The sequence below is a fragment of the Bartonella florencae genome (genome assembly GCF_000312525.1).
GTDB lineage: Bacteria > Pseudomonadota > Alphaproteobacteria > Rhizobiales > Rhizobiaceae > Bartonella > Bartonella florencae.
Genome location: NZ_HE997451.1, coordinates 495,821 through 512,151, shown reverse-complemented (window position 1 = coordinate 512,151; position 16,331 = coordinate 495,821). Strand labels below are relative to the sequence as shown.

At 35.3% G+C, this 16,331-nt stretch carries 12 protein-coding genes, 1 tRNA gene and 2 pseudogenes; 9 read left to right on the top strand and 6 right to left on the bottom strand.

Annotated elements, in window-relative coordinates; translation table 11 throughout:
• Positions 1–252: 252 nt before the first annotated feature.
• Entirely contained in the window at positions 253–2,265 is a 2,013-nt protein-coding gene (gene rpoD / locus BN202_RS02330) for an RNA polymerase sigma factor RpoD (RefSeq protein ID WP_019218912.1), read from the top strand.
• Positions 2,266–2,873: 608 nt separating this feature from the next.
• Entirely contained in the window at positions 2,874–3,335 is a 462-nt protein-coding gene (locus BN202_RS02325) for a YcgN family cysteine cluster protein (RefSeq protein ID WP_034987081.1), read from the top strand.
• 37 nt (positions 3,336–3,372) lie between these two features.
• Here the strand turns inward: BN202_RS02325 and BN202_RS02320 are convergent, their stop codons facing one another.
• Complete coding sequence (locus BN202_RS02320; protein WP_019218909.1) at positions 3,373–4,110, bottom strand: SIMPL domain-containing protein; 738 nt, start codon at positions 4,108–4,110, stop codon at positions 3,373–3,375.
• 171 nt (positions 4,111–4,281) lie between these two features.
• Between BN202_RS02320 and BN202_RS02315 the strand changes: the two genes are divergently transcribed.
• Positions 4,282–4,358: transfer RNA gene (locus BN202_RS02315), tRNA-Ile, on the top strand.
• 1,146 nt (positions 4,359–5,504) lie between these two features.
• Positions 5,505–5,687, top strand: coding sequence for a hypothetical protein (locus BN202_RS10230; protein WP_083859150.1), 183 nt, complete (start codon positions 5,505–5,507; stop codon positions 5,685–5,687).
• Here the strand turns inward: BN202_RS10230 and BN202_RS02305 are convergent.
• Complete coding sequence (locus BN202_RS02305) at positions 5,611–5,925, bottom strand: helix-turn-helix domain-containing protein (protein WP_006590216.1); 315 nt, start codon at positions 5,923–5,925, stop codon at positions 5,611–5,613. The genes BN202_RS10230 and BN202_RS02305 overlap by 77 nt on opposite strands.
• Before the next feature lie 467 nt (positions 5,926–6,392).
• Here BN202_RS02305 and BN202_RS02300 point away from each other — a divergent pair, with 467 nt between their 5' ends.
• The gene (locus BN202_RS02300) at positions 6,393–7,064 is read left to right on the top strand and encodes a hypothetical protein (protein ID WP_019218907.1); all 672 of its coding nucleotides are present in this window, start codon (positions 6,393–6,395) and stop codon (positions 7,062–7,064) included.
• 133 nt (positions 7,065–7,197) lie between these two features.
• Positions 7,198–7,514: pseudogene (locus BN202_RS02295) on the top strand (hypothetical protein).
• Positions 7,515–8,106: 592 nt separating this feature from the next.
• Here the strand turns inward: BN202_RS02295 and BN202_RS02290 are convergent.
• Positions 8,107–8,286 carry a YegP family protein gene (locus tag BN202_RS02290; RefSeq protein ID WP_019218905.1) on the bottom strand — a complete coding sequence of 60 codons (180 nt, stop codon included), beginning with the start codon at positions 8,284–8,286 and terminating at the stop codon, positions 8,107–8,109.
• Positions 8,287–8,697: 411 nt separating this feature from the next.
• Entirely contained in the window at positions 8,698–9,237 is a 540-nt protein-coding gene (locus BN202_RS02285) for a helix-turn-helix domain-containing protein (protein WP_019218904.1), read from the bottom strand.
• Positions 9,238–9,570: 333 nt separating this feature from the next.
• On the opposite strand from BN202_RS02285, the pseudogene BN202_RS02280 reads away from it, so the two are divergent.
• Positions 9,571–10,624: pseudogene (locus tag BN202_RS02280) on the top strand (DUF475 domain-containing protein).
• A gap of 47 nt (positions 10,625–10,671) precedes the next feature.
• On the opposite strand, the gene pncA reads toward BN202_RS02280, so the two are convergent.
• Both pncA and BN202_RS02270 read right to left on the bottom strand, forming a co-directional pair.
• Positions 10,672–11,280 (bottom strand): bifunctional nicotinamidase/pyrazinamidase, encoded by a 609-nt coding sequence (pncA, locus tag BN202_RS02275; RefSeq protein ID WP_019218903.1) that lies wholly within the window; start codon positions 11,278–11,280, stop codon positions 10,672–10,674.
• Positions 11,281–11,327: 47 nt separating this feature from the next.
• Positions 11,328–11,864: a hypothetical protein gene (locus tag BN202_RS02270; protein WP_019218902.1), complete on the bottom strand. Its 537-nt coding sequence runs from the start codon at positions 11,862–11,864 to the stop codon at positions 11,328–11,330.
• Between the two features lie 162 nt (positions 11,865–12,026).
• Between BN202_RS02270 and ettA the strand changes: the two genes are divergently transcribed.
• A complete protein-coding gene (gene ettA, locus BN202_RS02265; RefSeq protein WP_019218901.1) occupies positions 12,027–13,676 on the top strand; it encodes an energy-dependent translational throttle protein EttA in 1,650 nt (549 codons plus the stop codon).
• Between the two features lie 620 nt (positions 13,677–14,296).
• Entirely contained in the window at positions 14,297–15,235 is a 939-nt protein-coding gene (locus BN202_RS02260; RefSeq protein WP_019218900.1) for an ArsR/SmtB family transcription factor, read from the top strand.
• Positions 15,236–16,331 lie beyond the last annotated feature (1,096 nt).

Below are 16,331 nucleotides of genomic sequence, written 5' to 3'. Positions count from 1 at the left end.
TTAGGAAAAGCGGGAAGTTGGTTCTTAACTATAGGGTACAGAGATTATCTCAGAACGGCTGAGAGGTGTCGGGGAAACTTCTGGAGTTTTCCCGCGTTTTCGTGTGAATGAAGGGTGTATACAATGTAGTCTCTCAAATAGTAATCTCCTCTAAGAGGAAGTATATTATGGGGAATTGTTAATAGGGTTTTAAGTGAGAACACAAAAAACTGGTCACATGAGAGCTGTGGAGTGATCAAGTGGAGTTATGGTATGGCAACAAAGGTTAAACAGAAAGATAATATAGAAGTAACAAGCCAAGCGAGTTTGGATAGTCCTCTTCTTGATTTTTCTGATGATGCCATCAAGAAAATGGTTAAACTTGCCAAAAAAAATGGCTATGTGACAATGGATGAATTGAATGCAGTTCTTCCTTCTGATGAAGTTACATCCGAACAAATTGAAGATATCTTAGCTATGTTCTCCGAGATGGGCATTAATGTTGTGGATGATGAAGATGAAGTCGATTCTGAACGGTATGACGAAGAAGTGGCCGTGGAGGGGGGAGATTTAGTAGAGGCTTCTAGTCATGCAGTTGCAACAACAACAAATAAACGTGAGCTAACAGATCGTACTGATGATCCTGTACGTATGTATTTGCGTGAGATGGGAGCTGTTGAACTGCTTTCGCGGGAAGGCGAAATTGCCATTGCTAAACGTATTGAGGCAGGACGTGAAACAATGATTGCAGGGCTTTGTGAGAGTCCTTTAACTTTTCAAGCTCTCATTATTTGGCGCGAGGAATTGAAAGAACAGCGTATTCTTCTTCGTGAAATTATTGATCTTGAAATGACTTACGCTGGTCCAGAAGCGAAGCAAGCGCCACTTGTTGAACAAAGTGAAATTGATAAGATAAAAGAGGATAAAATAGCTGCTGCTACGCGTAATATCCATGGAATCGCTGGTGAAAGAGGCATTGAAGATGATGAAGAAGACGAAGATGATGTTAACTTGTCTCTTGCTGCAATGGAGAATGAACTTTGTCCTCAAGTCATGGAAACATTGGATTTTATTGCACAAACCTATGTAAAATTGCGAAAACTACAAGATCAGCATGTGGAGAGTAGTTTAGCAGAACGGAAAGAGGGAGCTCTTTCATCTTCTCAGAAGAAAAAATACATCCAATTAAAGAGTGAGTTGATTCAAGCAGTGAAATCTCTCTCTTTGAATCAAAATCGTATCGAGTCTTTGGTTGAGCAGCTTTATGATATCAATAAAAGACTGATTCATAATGAAGGTAAGCTAAAACGAATTGCTAACAGTTATGGTATCGGTCATGAGGACTTTTTAAAGGAATACCAAGGGCGTGAATTGGATGCTGATTGGGTGAATTATATTGCCACTTTGCCAAGACCTGGTTGGCAAGAGTTCTCAATGCGTGAAGCGAAGGAAATTCAAAATTTGCGTAGCGAAATACAGAATCTTGCCCAAGAAACAGCTATTTCTATTAGTGAGTTTCGTCGGATTGTTACGCAGGTGCAAAAAGGTGAACGCGAATCAACCATCGCTAAAAAAGAAATGGTGGAAGCAAATTTGCGTCTCGTAATTTCAATTGCAAAAAAATATACGAATCGTGGTTTGCAGTTCCTTGATCTTATTCAAGAAGGCAATATTGGCTTGATGAAGGCGGTGGATAAATTTGAATATCGGCGTGGCTATAAGTTCTCAACCTATGCAACGTGGTGGATTCGTCAGGCAATTACTCGTTCAATTGCTGATCAGGCACGTACTATTCGTATCCCTGTTCATATGATTGAAACAATTAACAAAATTGTACGTACATCACGCCAGATTCTCCATGAAATTGGACGTGAGCCCACACCAGAAGAATTGTCTAGTAAGCTTTCTATGCCGTTAGAAAAGGTACGGAAAGTGCTTAAAATTGCAAAAGAGCCCATTTCACTTGAAACACCTGTTGGTGATGAGGATGATTCTCATTTGGGTGATTTTATTGAGGATAGAAATGCGTTATTGCCAATTGATGCAGCTATTCAGGCTAATTTACGGGATACGACAACGCGTGTCCTTGCTTCCCTCACGCCACGTGAAGAACGTGTTCTACGGATGCGTTTTGGTATTGGAATGAATACCGATCATACGTTGGAAGAAGTTGGTCAACAATTTTCAGTAACCCGAGAGCGTATCCGTCAGATTGAGGCAAAGGCACTTCGTAAATTGAAACATCCTAGCCGTTCACGCAAATTACGTAGTTTCCTTGATTCTTAAATAGAGAAGTTTTTGCGTTTTCAACATTGTTTTCTTTTTTGATAAATGTGGATGAAAAAGGCAGCCTGCTTTTTTGTAAGGTTTTTCTTTTGAAAAAGGAGCAGGGTGGAGCAATTCATGCAAAATTTGCGGTAGGTCTAACATTTTTTGTGGATTTGCTCTTTGCGTAACTGTTATAAAAATAACGAGGATTCCATAGAGCTATAGGCTGAGTTCTCAAAAGAATGTATGATGTCTAAAGTATTATTTTGCCTGTAGCAGTCAATCTATTCAGAGATATGATTTAAGCATAGCTGGTGTTGTGCGAAGATATAAACTCTTTTATGATGAAGGTGCTTTTCTTTCGTACTACAAAAAACATTCACATAAGTAATTTATTTAAATATGGGGCATTTAAAGATTTATTTAGGTCATATGATTCTAGATTATGAAATATTTTAAATTTGTATGTTTTGAGGTATTATTTTTCTGCATATCAGATGTTTGCTAACTAAATAGAGTCCATCTTTTATTAAATTTCTAAAAAAGCTTAACTTCAAGATAATGTAGAAAATTTTATTTACTTTGCTTTTTAGTAAGTTTTTTATCAAAAAGATATGGCTGAGTTTATGAGTAAAAAAACTCCCTTTTGGAAAGTAAAAAAACTAGAAGAAATTTCACTTCTTGAGTGGGAAAGTCTTTGTGACGGGTGTGGGCGTTGTTGTTTGCACAAAGTAGAAGATGAGGATACAGGTGATATTTATGCAACCAATGTTGCCTGTCGTCTTTTAGATCGAGAAACTTGTCAGTGCAAAAACTATGTTCATCGTCAATCAATTGTTTCCAATTGTATAGCGCTGGATGTTGCGACAGTTAAAACAGCCCGTTGGTTACCAGAAACTTGTGCTTATAGATTAATGAACGAGGGAAAAGACCTTCAATGGTGGCATCCTTTGGTATCAGGAGATTGTCAGACCGTGCATCAAACACAATTTTCTGCGCGTGGGCAGATAGAAATTTACGAAGATGAATTATCGTCTGAAGAAGCCTATCTCCACCATATCACTGGTCTTCTTTGTGAAGGCCAGTGATGAATTTTTCATGTAATAAGCGATGACAGTATATGGCTTAATCTATAGAAAATACCATAGTCACACTGACACTATAGCTTAATTCACCCGCTGAAAAATTTGTATCTTCATAGCTCGTATCTGCTGCTCGTCTCATAAGACGTGGCATTGGATAATGGTGATCATTATTTTCATTAATCTCAATGATTCTTCCTAATTTTACATCTGCTGCTTGTGCTATCGTTTTCGCTTTTTCAATGGCTTCAGCAATAGCTTTTTTACGTGCTTCTTGATAAAATGACTTTGTTTCAGCATTGGTAAAGGTAATATCATTTACTGAATTAACACCCAGCATCATTGCTTGATCAAATATTTTACCAGCATTGGCAATATCACGAATACGTACTGTTAAAGAATTTGAAACATGGTATAGTTTTTCATTATTCTTTTTCTCGTGATGTTTCTCAGGATGAGATTGGTAAATAGATAAGCCCGATGTTTGTAAATCATTTGCGTGGATACCATTGCTTTTAAAGGCATTTATAATATCATTCATAGATTTATTATTGGCTGCTAATGCCTTTTGAGCAGTTTTATCATCAGTAACAACGGCGAGATTGATAATTGCCATATCCGGTATGGCTTGGCTTTCGCCAGTTGCAGTAACTGTGATCGTCGCATTTCTCATTTTGCTTGCTTCAGCGTGCAGGGGGAGTGAACTGACGAGGAGTGCGAGTGTCATCATCGCTATTTTGATTCTATAGCGATTCAATGCATGGAAAACTGTTTTTGTCATATCTATTCCTTTAATAATTATCAGTTTATTACTTTCTCATTTCTAGGAGTTCTTGTAAAGAAATTAGAGCATTAGAAAAAAAACCAATAGAAAAGAGAAAAAGATGGGTTATAATTTAGCTAGGCTCTTGTATCATGGGGCGTTTTAGTTTAGAGAGAAGCAACCTATGTGGGGCCTGTAGCTCAATTGGTTAGAGCCAGCGGCTCATAACCGCTTGGTTGGGGGTTCGAGTCCCTCCGGGCCCACCACTCGTAAAATAAATGATTATATAGAAGTTTTTAGGGTTAAGTATTCTCTAATTCTTCAGGTATTTTGCTGTTAATTGCGAAATCTTTTTGTTTTTGATAATTCTCTTGCAAGTGTTCTTCTATTTATAATTTTTATATGAAGGGTAGTGACACTCTCTTTTGTTTAGCCAAAAAGGCTTTTATTGACAACAGCGATTCACCCCTATGAATCGATATAAATTATTGTGCATTTTATATTCTTCATGAGACAGGGGAAAAGTATCTTTGATAAGTTTATTGCGGCTTTTCTTGCAAATGTAATATTTTTTCAATAAGCTGAATTTAAAGGTTTTTAGGTAAAATCGGAACAGAGCTTTTATTTTAGATTGGTTTCAATAAATGATATAATCTACAATCTCTTTCCGGTTGTTCAAAATTATGTCATTATCGTTCAAGCTTGTATAAAAGAACGTAGTTGATAGAGATTTCTAGGCACTGCGCGAACAGAAATGATGACATCTGTCGCTGTTTTTTTCTTATGCTAGAGAATCTGTTGTTCTTTTGGTAAATGTTTGTGCAATGTATGTGAAGGTATCATTAGGGCTTGACCCGTTGTCCCTTTTTAAGTATTGCCATTTTTGTTTATGATAGATCGCTGTGTCAATATTTCAAAAGGGTTTTCAGAGAGAAAGTGCCTTTTTGAAGTGCATGTTGTGAAGTTGTAGGTAGCATTGCTGTTTATAAGAGCTGTACGTATTGTTATGTTCTTGCTTTGCAATATCGTTTAAAAAACATAGATAGTGCTGTGTAAAATAAAATTGTGATATATTTTTCTTTCAAAACAGGCTTTTTGTATCCTTTCATGTGGAGATCAGCAGCGACTTTAGAGATATTTTGGCATCAATTCGTTGTTGGTTCGAATCGCAAGATTTGCGTAACATTATCAACGTTGTTGATAAAAGTGATGATATCAATTTTTTCATAAAAAAGTCTGGACCTTGCAATGTTTTCTGTTTCATCATGGTACATAAGCAACAGAATTCCATCTGATTTTATCTTTTTGTACACAACTGCTTCCGTACTGCCAATTGCAAATATTTTTTTCTAAAGTATGGGATATGTATAAACGCTTTCGCGTTATCTAGTTTGACTACATGGAGTATAGCTATGAAGAATGATGAAAAATTTGATTCAGCTTTATCTGATATCATTGTGAAATGGGAGGCTTTGTCTACGGCTCAAAAGCAAGAGATATTGAAAATAGTGGAAAATTCTACAACTTCTGCTCAGTCAACAGAACATTTAAAGCTTCAATCTTCTTTTTATCTCCAGAAGAAATCAAAGCGATAAGTTTTAAATCTTCATCGGAGATGTTAAAACCAGTTATCACATATATGGCGCTAGCATTTCCGAGTGTGTTAAGAATAGCCATAAGCTTATCTACAGAGGGTCTTTTTCCTCCCTTTATCATTTGTTGTACGTAGTTTTGCCCACAGCCTGCTGCTTTACTTATTTGAATCATTGTGCGTCCGTCACTTTCTATTAATTCAATTAAGCGTTGGAACCAATCTTTTTCAGTCTTTTTCATTTTTAGACCTTTACACATTTACGCTATAGCGTTAATATCACACTACGAATCTAGAATACATGAAACAAGGAACGTGAAAATATCCATGCGTAGCTTTTCGTTTATGAAGGATACAGAGTTGTTTTTAATTAACAAAATGTCCCCATATACTTTTAGATTCGAAACAATAAAAAATGCTTGCTTAGTTTCACGATTGTGACAGAGCGGGCGCGTATAACCAGAAATGGAAATACACTTGGTGTGTTTATGAAATATTACTGATAGTATACGCAGCATCATTATAAATCAAGATATACTCCAACATTGGCTTTTATAAGAAATTTCTGCATTTGGTATGTGGATATAATGAAGCTGTATGGTTCTAAGAAAAAACATCATTGCTGTAGAAAAATAGAAGTTCATGGCTATGGGGCACTCGTTTTCCTTTTGTTTTTAAGAGATTAGATTGCTGTCAAATGGTATATCGCATGGGTGGGTTAAGAGAGTTTAGAAACATCAAAAAAAGTAATTTTGGTGATTTTTTAAAACACGAAGGTATTTTCAATCATGAAGGTGGTTATTGGGGAAAATATCATATAAGTGGTAGATGCTTTATCGAAAATGAACGCATTTTTATTGACTCTATATTTTTTCATGATGTTTTTGTTTCCACAAAAAGCTGTGTTTATGAAGGTAGACAGACATATTCTATATTATCTTTTTTCAGCATTATCCCTGTTTATAGTAGTGCACAAGTATATGATAGTAGAGAGACTTGCATTAGATTGTATGTTTGTAACAGGGTAAAGATTTATTGTAATTTTAAGCTCCCTAGCAATTTATATATCGACTCTTTAATTTGTGTTTATGCAAAGATTTGTGAGAAAGCAAAGCTTTATTGTCATACTGAAGATTATGACTATAAAGATTTTCGCAATGAAAAAGGAGTCTTCATAGAGAGCAGCATTCCGCATGCTACAAGAAATCTAGATAAAAATGATACAGAAGAGATATCTGTTGAACAAAGCGCATCATTAGCATTGTTTGAGAATATTTGTGTTCTTGTGTTTTGTGTAAATAAGTATGCTGTAAATAGTTGGTATGAGAGGAAGGATTTAGGCAGTTTTTGGCTGTTTTTGGTTGGTTTTTGCGTGTTTTGATGAAGAAAATAAGGATACCTAAACGCAATTTTTGCATCGGGTATATGGCAATTTTGCATTCTTTTTTGATAAAGACTGCAACGAAATAAACTGATTAAGATGATAAGTTTAATGACGATAAAAGGAGATCAAAGTGAGTTTACATGACATTTTATTAGGAATGGTGATTGTTGTTTTGCTTTTTAGTGGCGTTATGTTTCAGTTTGCCCTTTATTATCGTGATCAGGTTAAATCTTTTAAAGAACAGGCAAGAAAGATCAAGCATGAGTTTTTAAGAGATTCTATGAAGATGACTGAAGAACGAGAGAGGGCGATTAGAGAGCAGAATATGATGATTAAAAGACGCAATCAAGCAATTGAAAAACTGAAAAAACAAATTAAGCAGTACGAGGAAATTATAAAGCAATATCAGGAAAAGCAATGAAATCTAAAAATGATGCGAAAAAGTGATTGTATGTATTTTTTGCATTGAATCTGTGTATGCAAAATTTTGAGAGCGTTAAGAAAGTAAAGCAAGAAGTTAGCGATAGACGAGAGAGATAAATCTTGTCGAACTGTATGCTAGGATTATTAAGAATTGTATATGGTTCCACAACTTTTTATGAAAATGTCACTATTCTTCATGTTATCTATTGCTGAAAATAATATTAGAGGTGATGTGTTTGGTTAGGAAACAAACTATATCATAAAAAAATAGCTTCAATAAAAAGGTGCAAAAGAGATAATAGAAGATGCCAAAAAGAAAGTTAGTTTTTTGTAGAAAATAATAATTGCTGTTTTAAACATAGTCTATGGTATTTGTTAATTTTATAAAAAGACACAATCTTTTAAAGAGTTTTTGCTTATGGCTTCAATAGTCGTTTGATTATTTTTAAAAGGCACAGCATTTGCCAAAAGCTCTATATTATTTTCTGTATGTTAGAGACTCTATAAAAAACTATCCTTTTGAGGGAAGATTAGTCGCTTTTCTGTCCCTCATAAAAATGTGATATAGAGTTTTAAATAATCAATTAAAATCTTTGTTTTAAATAATTAAGGAGCGTTAGGATTGTAGTTCTCTAATAAGAGCCTTATGCGTAATTTCTTTTATCTGTTCAATATTTATCAGAATATCTTGTTTCGTTGGATAACCCTTGCTAGAAAAAGCGATTTTTTGTTCATCTCCTGAGATTAAACGCCAATACCATTGATTATGAACACCTTGAAACACCTCAAAATACATGCTTCTCACCTTATAAAATAGTCAATAATTTGCAGGATGAATATTCAAACACTCTGACTATGAGTATTAAGGTATGTCTCTATAATAAGTAGTCAATGTATTTCCCTTCATTTTTTTGTCTTAAACAATAATTTCTATGAGGGTCATATATGTGTAACAGGAAAATATTTATTGTCAATAATTTATAAATAGCTATTTTATACTATAGAAATCATTTTTTAAATTCTAATGACTTTATAGACCTTCTTAGAATAGAAAAAAATTCTTTTTATTATCATTAAAGTTAATATATGAAATTCTTTTACTATAAAAGCAACACACTAAACTTTATAAGCATGGAAAATTAAGAATAATTCTCTCCGTGCTGATAAAGTTTATCTGTATTTTATTGTTTTTTTATGACAAAAATATTTATTGATTAGCTATCATTTCTTTTTGTGATGTACTTCGAATAAGTAGATCAATAAACAAGCTAAGGGTATAAGAATTAGCCATTTTTGCTTTTACATCAATAAGAGAGCTTGCGGATTTTGGATTAAGAGCATTCGATAAGCCTTGTTTTGACAAGTATTGCTGCAATTTTTCGTAAGAGTTATCAATTTTTTCTTGATTTAGGTTTTCAATACGATCATTGTTGGCAAGAATTTCTTCAAGCCCTTCAATTTTTTTTATAAAATAGTTCCAATCGAAGTCACCTTTCGTATACTCATTGTCAAACATTTTTCCTTGTCCGGTTAAAAGCCAATTAATATTGACACCGTATAATGTGCGGTATGTTTGTAAAACACTAAGGTTGGGTTCTCTTTCTCCACGTTCATAAAAAGCGATAGAGTTTTTTGTCATACTAAAACTTTTAGCTAAAGTTTCACGTGATGGATCCCCTAAAGCAAGACGTACATAACGTAAACGTTTGCCAAATATAGTTTTTGATTCAGTTTCAGGACGTGCCACGAATTATCTCCCTCAGTAAATCATCATGGTATAGTTTGACCAATAAAGGCACACTATGTATTAATATCTCATGATGTAATGTCAATATTTATAGTTTTATTTTTTTTGATTTTAGTGGCTAGAAAGTGGTTTTTCAATTATTATGTTGCATATTAATCTAAAATATTTTCCTGTTTTTTAAAAAGATAGCACAATTACTGATTATTTTCTTGTTTTTTCTAAAGAGAATTCCATATAAGGCTGCCGTGTAGATTTTATCTGTTTTTCATTAACAGATGTCATCTTTTGGTTTGTGCTACAGATAAATTAAAGAATAAATTTTGAGGAATGATCATGGCCTTATTAGGCTATTTTAAGTGGGCTTTTTTTTTCACAGTTGTTGGTGTCTTTATGGGAGGCACTCTTGGTTGGTTTGAAACGGGGAGTGTTAGTGGTTTTCTTAAATATTTTTTTATTTGCTGTGTTCTTGGTATTTTAGAAATTTCCTTATCTTTTGATAACTCTATTATAAATGCTCGTGTTCTTAGAACAATGAATCCCTTATGGCGTCGCCGTTTTTTGGTATGGGGTATTTTAGTGGCTGTGTTTGGGATGCGGATTATTTTTCCACTACTAGTAGTGGCTATTGCTGCTTGGATTAATCCAATTGCGGCAGTGAAATTAGCAATATGGGAGCCACATCGCTATGCTGCAATCTTAACAGATGCGCATGTAGGGATTGCGGCTTTTGGGGGAACTTTCCTCATGATGGTCGGTTTGAAATATTTTTTCGACTCTGAAAAAAAGCTGCATTGGCTTGCGTTTATAGAAAAACCTGCTCAAAAGTTTGGAACGCTTGTTGGCATTGATATTGCAATCGTTTTGACTTTGATATTATTTTTTTCAACACAGATTATCACAGAAGATAAAATGACTTTTTGTCTTTTCTGCTCTTTATGGACTTTTGATATTTATAGGGATTGAAGCTGTCAGCTCGCTTTTAGATGCTCCAAAAACAACTCTTACATCCGTTGCCAGAGGAGGGGCAGGGGCTTTTCTTTATCTAGAGATTTTAGATGCGAGTTTTTCTTTTGATGGAGTTGTTGGTGCTTTTGCTTTTTCTCACAATCTTTTTATTATTGCCATTGGTCTTGGTATCGGAGCGTTTTATGTTCGTTCTATGACGATTATGTTGGTCGAATCAGGGGTATTGTTGCATTATCGTTATTTGGAACACGGCGCTTTTTATGCGATTTTGCTACTCGCAGTAATTATGTATTTGCAAACTGTTATAGAGGTTCCTGAAGTCTTAACAGGGATGGTTGGGGTTTGTATTATTGGAATGGCATTTTATTCTTCTCTTCGTTTTAAGAGTCATCAACTCAATAAAGAGATTGATTCAAGGTAAATTGAGAGTTTTTTGTGTGTTTTAATAACAAAAAAGAACAAGAGATTTTAAGAGACCATTAAGAGTTCTATACCTGATTTGTTCATAAGTTTAAGCATCGTGTTGAGAGAACCGTTAAGATCAATCCCAGCGCAGGCATTTAATGAAACGCTGACTTTAAAGCCACACTGTATGGCGTCAAGAGCAGAAAACCCTACACAAAAATCCGTTGCCAAGCCACATATGGCAAGTTTTGTAAAACCATGCTCTTTGAGGTAAACTTGTAAGCCTGTTGGTGTTTTTTTGTCATTTTCCAAAAAGGCAGAATAGCTATCCATGTTCGGATTATAGCCTTTTCGAAGGATAAGTTGTGCTTTCTCAACTTTGAGAGATGCATGCAAGTCCGCCCCTTTTGTTCCTTGTATGCAATGATCTGGCCAAAGTATCTGAGGTCCATAGTCAAGATCAACGGTATCATAGGGCTTTTTATCAGGATAGGACGAAGCAAAACTGCAATGGTTTCTTGGGTGCCAGTCTTGGGTTAAAATAACATGCTCAAAGTTGTCTATGAGATTATTGACAGCTGGTAAAATGATATCGCCTTGTGGTACTGCAAGTGCTCCACTTGGTAAAAAGTCATTTTGAATATCAATGACGATTAAGGCTTTTTTTTCCATGGATATACTCCTGTCGGAGGCTTAACTTTTATGCTCTCTTTAAAAGATCATATTTTATTTTGAAGTTTTAAAACAATTTCGTGGATGTCGGTGTTATTTTTATAATTATCAAGCCAAAAAAGAGGAATAGAGAGGCTTTTACAATTCATTTTATAGGCTTTTACGAATTGTAGCCATTGTCCAATGGGGAGTGCACTATAGTGACTCATCGCCACATGTTGGTGCAAAGCTTTCATGATCATCAGACTTGGAACGTCAGATCCCATAAGGCGGCGATCGTTTTGTAAACGCAGTTTAAGCCATGTCAAGGCAAGGGAGGACATGCATTCTTTTCCATAACATAAAATTGATGAAAAAAGGGAAGGATTTTGTACTGCGTAATGTAAAGCCCATAGGGCAAAAAAAGAGGGGGCATAGAGAATTGGTTTTTGGGGTGGTACCAGATTGCATTTATATGTTGGTTTAATACGGTAAAAACACAATGTTGTGTCTGGCATAGAAAAGATAGGTGATGTTTGATGACACGTTTCCGGTACAGCTAAAAAAATTTGCTCTTTGTTTTTCAAAGGGGTGTTTTTTTGCATTTAAAATCGTTGTAGGGCTTGTGAGATTAAAAAAAATATATCAATATAAAGTGAAGAGCTTTTGGTACAATGCACGCACTCTTCGACTGTGTAGCTTAAGAAAAGCGAAAGCAATTTTTCAAAGTCCTAACCTTTAATACCGCGCAATATAAAGGGAAATTTATGGCACGTCAATTTATCTATCACATGGCTGGGCTTAGCAAGGCTTACGGCAATAAAAAAATTTTAGAAAATATTCATCTGTCTTTTTATCCAGATGCAAAGATTGGTATTTTAGGACCAAATGGTGCGGGTAAATCAACCATTTTACGTATTATGGCTGGGCTTGATAAGGAATATACAGGAGAAGCATGGCTTTCGGAAGGTGCACGTTGTGGTTATCTGCCGCAAGAACCTCTTCTTGATACAAGCAAAGATGTGCGCGGCAATGTGATGGAAGGGGTTGCAGATAAGCAGGCAATTGTCGAGCGTTATAACGAATTGATGATGAATTATAGCGAAAAAACGGCCGATGAAAGTGCACGGCTTCAAGATATTATTGATAGCCAAAATCTTTGGGATTTAGAAAGTCAAGTGGAAATGGCTATGGCTGCTCTTGGTTGTCCCCCCGCCAATGAGAGTGTTGTAAAGCTTTCAGGAGGTGAAAAGCGACGCGTTGCTCTTTGTAAATTGCTGTTGTCAAAACCTGATTTATTGCTTTTGGATGAACCGACAAACCATTTGGATGCAGAAACGACAGCTTGGCTTGAAAGGCATCTGCGTGAATATCCTGGTGCGGTGCTTTTGGTGACTCATGATCGTTATTTTCTTGATAATGTAACGGGTTGGATTTTAGAAGTAGATCGCGGTAAAGGCATTCCTTATGAGGGGAATTATTCTGCTTATTTGGCGGCGAAAGCCAAGCGTCTGGCGCAGGAAGGGCGTGAAGAGGCTGCACGTCAGCGGGCATTATCCCGTGAGCAAGAGTGGATAGCTTCTAGCCCAAAAGGGCGTCAAGCAAAATCAAAAGCTCGGATTAAAGCCTATGATGAATTAGTTCAAGCTGCACGTGAGCGCCGTCTTGGAGAGGCACAAATCATTATTCCTATTGGGGAAAGATTGGGGCAGGTGGTGATTGAAGTTAATAATCTCTCTAAAGCATATGGTGAGCGTGTCTTAATTGATGATCTCTCTTTTAAACTTCCTGCTGGTGGTATTGTGGGAGTTATTGGTGCCAATGGTATGGGAAAATCTACTTTGTTTAAAATGTTGACGGGGCAGGAACAGCAAGATTCAGGTCAAATACGTATTGGAGAAACGGTTCATATGAGTTACGTTGATCAGAGTCGTGATGCGTTGGCGGGCGATAAAACCGTTTGGGAAGAGGTTTCTGGTGGAAATGACATTATTAAATTAGGCAAATATGAGATGAATAGTCGCGCTTATTGCGGTGCCTTTAATTTCAAGGGGACAGATCAGCAGCAAAAGGTGGCAAATTTATCCGGAGGGCAGCGTAATCGAGTCCATTTAGCTAAACTTTTAAAGGAAGGAGGCAATGTTCTTCTTCTTGATGAACCAACGAATGACCTTGATACTGAAACATTAGCAGCATTGGAAGATGCATTGGAAAATTTTGCTGGTTGTGCTGTTATTATATCACATGATCGGATGTTTCTTGATCGATTGGCCACGCATATTTTAGCCTTTGAAGGTGATGGCCATGTGGAATGGTTTGAAGGCAATTTTGCCGAATATGAGGCTGATAAGATACGCCGTTTTGGTGCAGAATCTCTCAATTTTAAGCGTGTTAATTACAAGCTACTTACACGCTAGAATTGTGTGTTTTTATTAAGCTTAGTCTTTAAAAATGGTAATTGGTGTTGCTGTGCCTCTGCCAATATTGCGATAGTTCTTCATTAGGACGATTCTAAAAGGCGTTTTTGCGCCTTTTAAAACAGACTTTATCAAATGCTCATCTTGATTGTAATATGGCGAGTGAATGTTTTTTTGATGCTTCATAAGAGGGATGTAATAAGGTAATCTTGTCATATTTGCGGACTCATTCTCATTAAAAATGGTAAATGATCATTTTAATTAATGTATTGTTTTATTTTTAACAGTGTATGCCATGGTGTGCGGTTTTTGTTCATCGCATCTAACATCGAAATAACGTAGAATTTTGATTATATTCTTTACGGAGTAAGTCTATCATATTTGATTGCTGGTAACGTGTATCAATATCGCATACGTATCAAGTTATAGTAGAGCGTTATAAGTTTTTGTATATGGTTTTGCGATTGGGGAAATAGTGGGGCAGAAAGCTCTTCGTTTTTTAGAAATCTCTCATTTTTATATTATCAGAAAACAATATGAACAACAGTTATGCAACTCTATGCCTTCTGTTTGATTTTCTATTATTCGGAATAAACATTTACCTAGGTTAAGGAATATTGATGAAAAAAGTAGAAAATTTGGATGCAATGGTTCGTTTTCTGAAAACGATGACAAAAACGAATCATTTACGTATTTTGGCACTATTGTATCACGAAGATTTAACCACCTCCGATCTTAGTTTTATCCTCGGTCAGTCGCAATCGCATGTTTTGCAGTATTTACATTTATTGTGTGAGGCATGCTTGATTACTTCCTATCAGAAGGGGGCAGAGAATTATTTTAAGTTTTGTCATAATTGTTGGAGAAAAGACATTATGATGGCTGTTATTGGGGCTTTGCCAGAGCATGAGGTCATATTAGCACATGATTTAGAACGTTTGTTGGATGTAAAAAAACAGTGCAAAAGAATGAGGAGGGAGTTTTTTTTACGAAATGCAGTGCAGTGGGAGGCATTTCGATTATCCTCTATTGCAGATCATGTTGTGGATAGTGCTTTACTTAAAATTATTGGCGATAACCCATTTGAAACTATGCTAAGTATTGGTATAAATACAGCTTCTGTTTTGGAATTATTTTCAGGTCTTTATAGGCGTTCCATTGAAATTACGCTTGAGAGTGATGTTTTGCAGCTTTCTGTTGGAGAAGAAACTTTTGATTTGATTCTTCTTCATTGGGCTCTTCATTTTCTTAAGAATCCTGAGAGAGTTCTTCATGAGGTGGCGCGTGTTTTACGTCCTCAGGGACGTTTGCTGATTGTGGATTTTATTGCACATGATGTTGATTCTTTACATGTCTGTTATGCTGATATGCAGCGTGGGTTCTTAGGCCTACAAATGGAATTATGGCTTAAAAATGCAGGACTTGTTCTGGAACAAAAGCGTTGTTTTACCTCTATGCAAAATGAAAATAATGAGGGATTCATGGTTGCAGTTTGGCTTGCACGTGATCCGCGTGTCTTGGTAGATGATATCAAGGATAAAAAGGTGGATTTTGCGTAGTCCTATTTGTGAACCTGCTTTATTCTCTGTCTTTTTTATTACAAGAAGTAGAAATGTCATTTGAGTCAGTCTTTAAAAAGTTATTTTTTACATGCGCATTGTGTTTTCTTGTAAGATTTACTTGTGCTTTAATAGGATGGGCTTATGAGCTGTATCATTAAAATTTCTATAGAGATGAAAAACTCTTAGGGTCATTATCAATGTGTGTTGATACAGTATTAAGGAGCAATATATTCATTATTTTCCAACATGCATGAGAATTCCCAATATAGGATATTTTCATTCTAAGCCTTTGATTTCAAAAACTATTTGTTTGTGTGTTATTAAGAAAAAATCATCTATGGAAAAAAACTTTTTGAGAAAGAAGTTAATACGCTTCTTAATGAAATATTGGAATGCAAACACATCTGCAATATTGAAAACAGGTCAATATGTGATACTGGCTTGTTGCTCTCTTAAGTATAAAAATGGTTTTTTCAATGGATCTTGTGTTCTATGATTTACGCATAGAGATGAGGAAGAAAGCAAGCAAGCAAGATGAAATATCTCTTTAAGAAAATGAATGAAAGTGCCATTTTTTACGAGAGATATGATTTCATAAAAAGGGAATCAGTAAAAAAGACGTTATTGGTAAATTTTTTCTAGATAACAGAATACAGCAATTTTTTGTGTACAGTAAACTCTATTGTATCATTTTGTAAGAGAAATTAAGCCCAGTATAAGAAGGCAAATGATCACTATTCATTATTATCTTTTACAGTAATATATTGAAATTTGCTGGTTGAAAAAGAAATTGTAGCAATCTTGCGTTGAGGTGGTAAACGATTCGATATGATTGGCTAAAGAGCTCATGTTTTGCTTGTTATATTGGAAAGCTATCGAAAACGTATTTGTTGTTTTTATATGTTTTGCCTTTTATTTATAATAATATCCAAGCAAAACGCTTATGCTTTTAAATTTTTATGATTACTGAAGTTTTTGAAAAACAACTGTGAAATTATAATGATCCTAGATCATTATTGATTCTCCTTGAAATAAAATTGCTTCAAATTGGATCATTTTGAATGTTTTTTGCCTAAATTTTTCCATTTTTAAA

Coding starts and splice junctions, on each gene's coding strand:
- BN202_RS02270 (WP_019218902.1), bottom strand. CDS start 11,864: ATGCAAAAAAACACCCCTTTGAAAAACAAAGAGCAAATTTTTTTAGCT.
- rpoD (WP_019218912.1), top strand. CDS start 253: ATGGCAACAAAGGTTAAACAGAAAGATAATATAGAAGTAACAAGCCAA.
- BN202_RS02290 (WP_019218905.1), bottom strand. CDS start 8,286: ATGTATTTTGAGGTGTTTCAAGGTGTTCATAATCAATGGTATTGGCGT.
- BN202_RS02325 (WP_034987081.1), top strand. CDS start 2,874: ATGAGTAAAAAAACTCCCTTTTGGAAAGTAAAAAAACTAGAAGAAATT.
- pncA (WP_019218903.1), bottom strand. CDS start 11,280: ATGGAAAAAAAAGCCTTAATCGTCATTGATATTCAAAATGACTTTTTA.
- BN202_RS10230 (WP_083859150.1), top strand. CDS start 5,505: ATGAAGAATGATGAAAAATTTGATTCAGCTTTATCTGATATCATTGTG.
- BN202_RS02260 (WP_019218900.1), top strand. CDS start 14,297: ATGAAAAAAGTAGAAAATTTGGATGCAATGGTTCGTTTTCTGAAAACG.
- BN202_RS02300 (WP_019218907.1), top strand. CDS start 6,393: ATGGGTGGGTTAAGAGAGTTTAGAAACATCAAAAAAAGTAATTTTGGT.
- BN202_RS02320 (WP_019218909.1), bottom strand. CDS start 4,110: ATGACAAAAACAGTTTTCCATGCATTGAATCGCTATAGAATCAAAATA.
- ettA (WP_019218901.1), top strand. CDS start 12,027: ATGGCACGTCAATTTATCTATCACATGGCTGGGCTTAGCAAGGCTTAC.
- BN202_RS02305 (WP_006590216.1), bottom strand. CDS start 5,925: ATGAAAAAGACTGAAAAAGATTGGTTCCAACGCTTAATTGAATTAATA.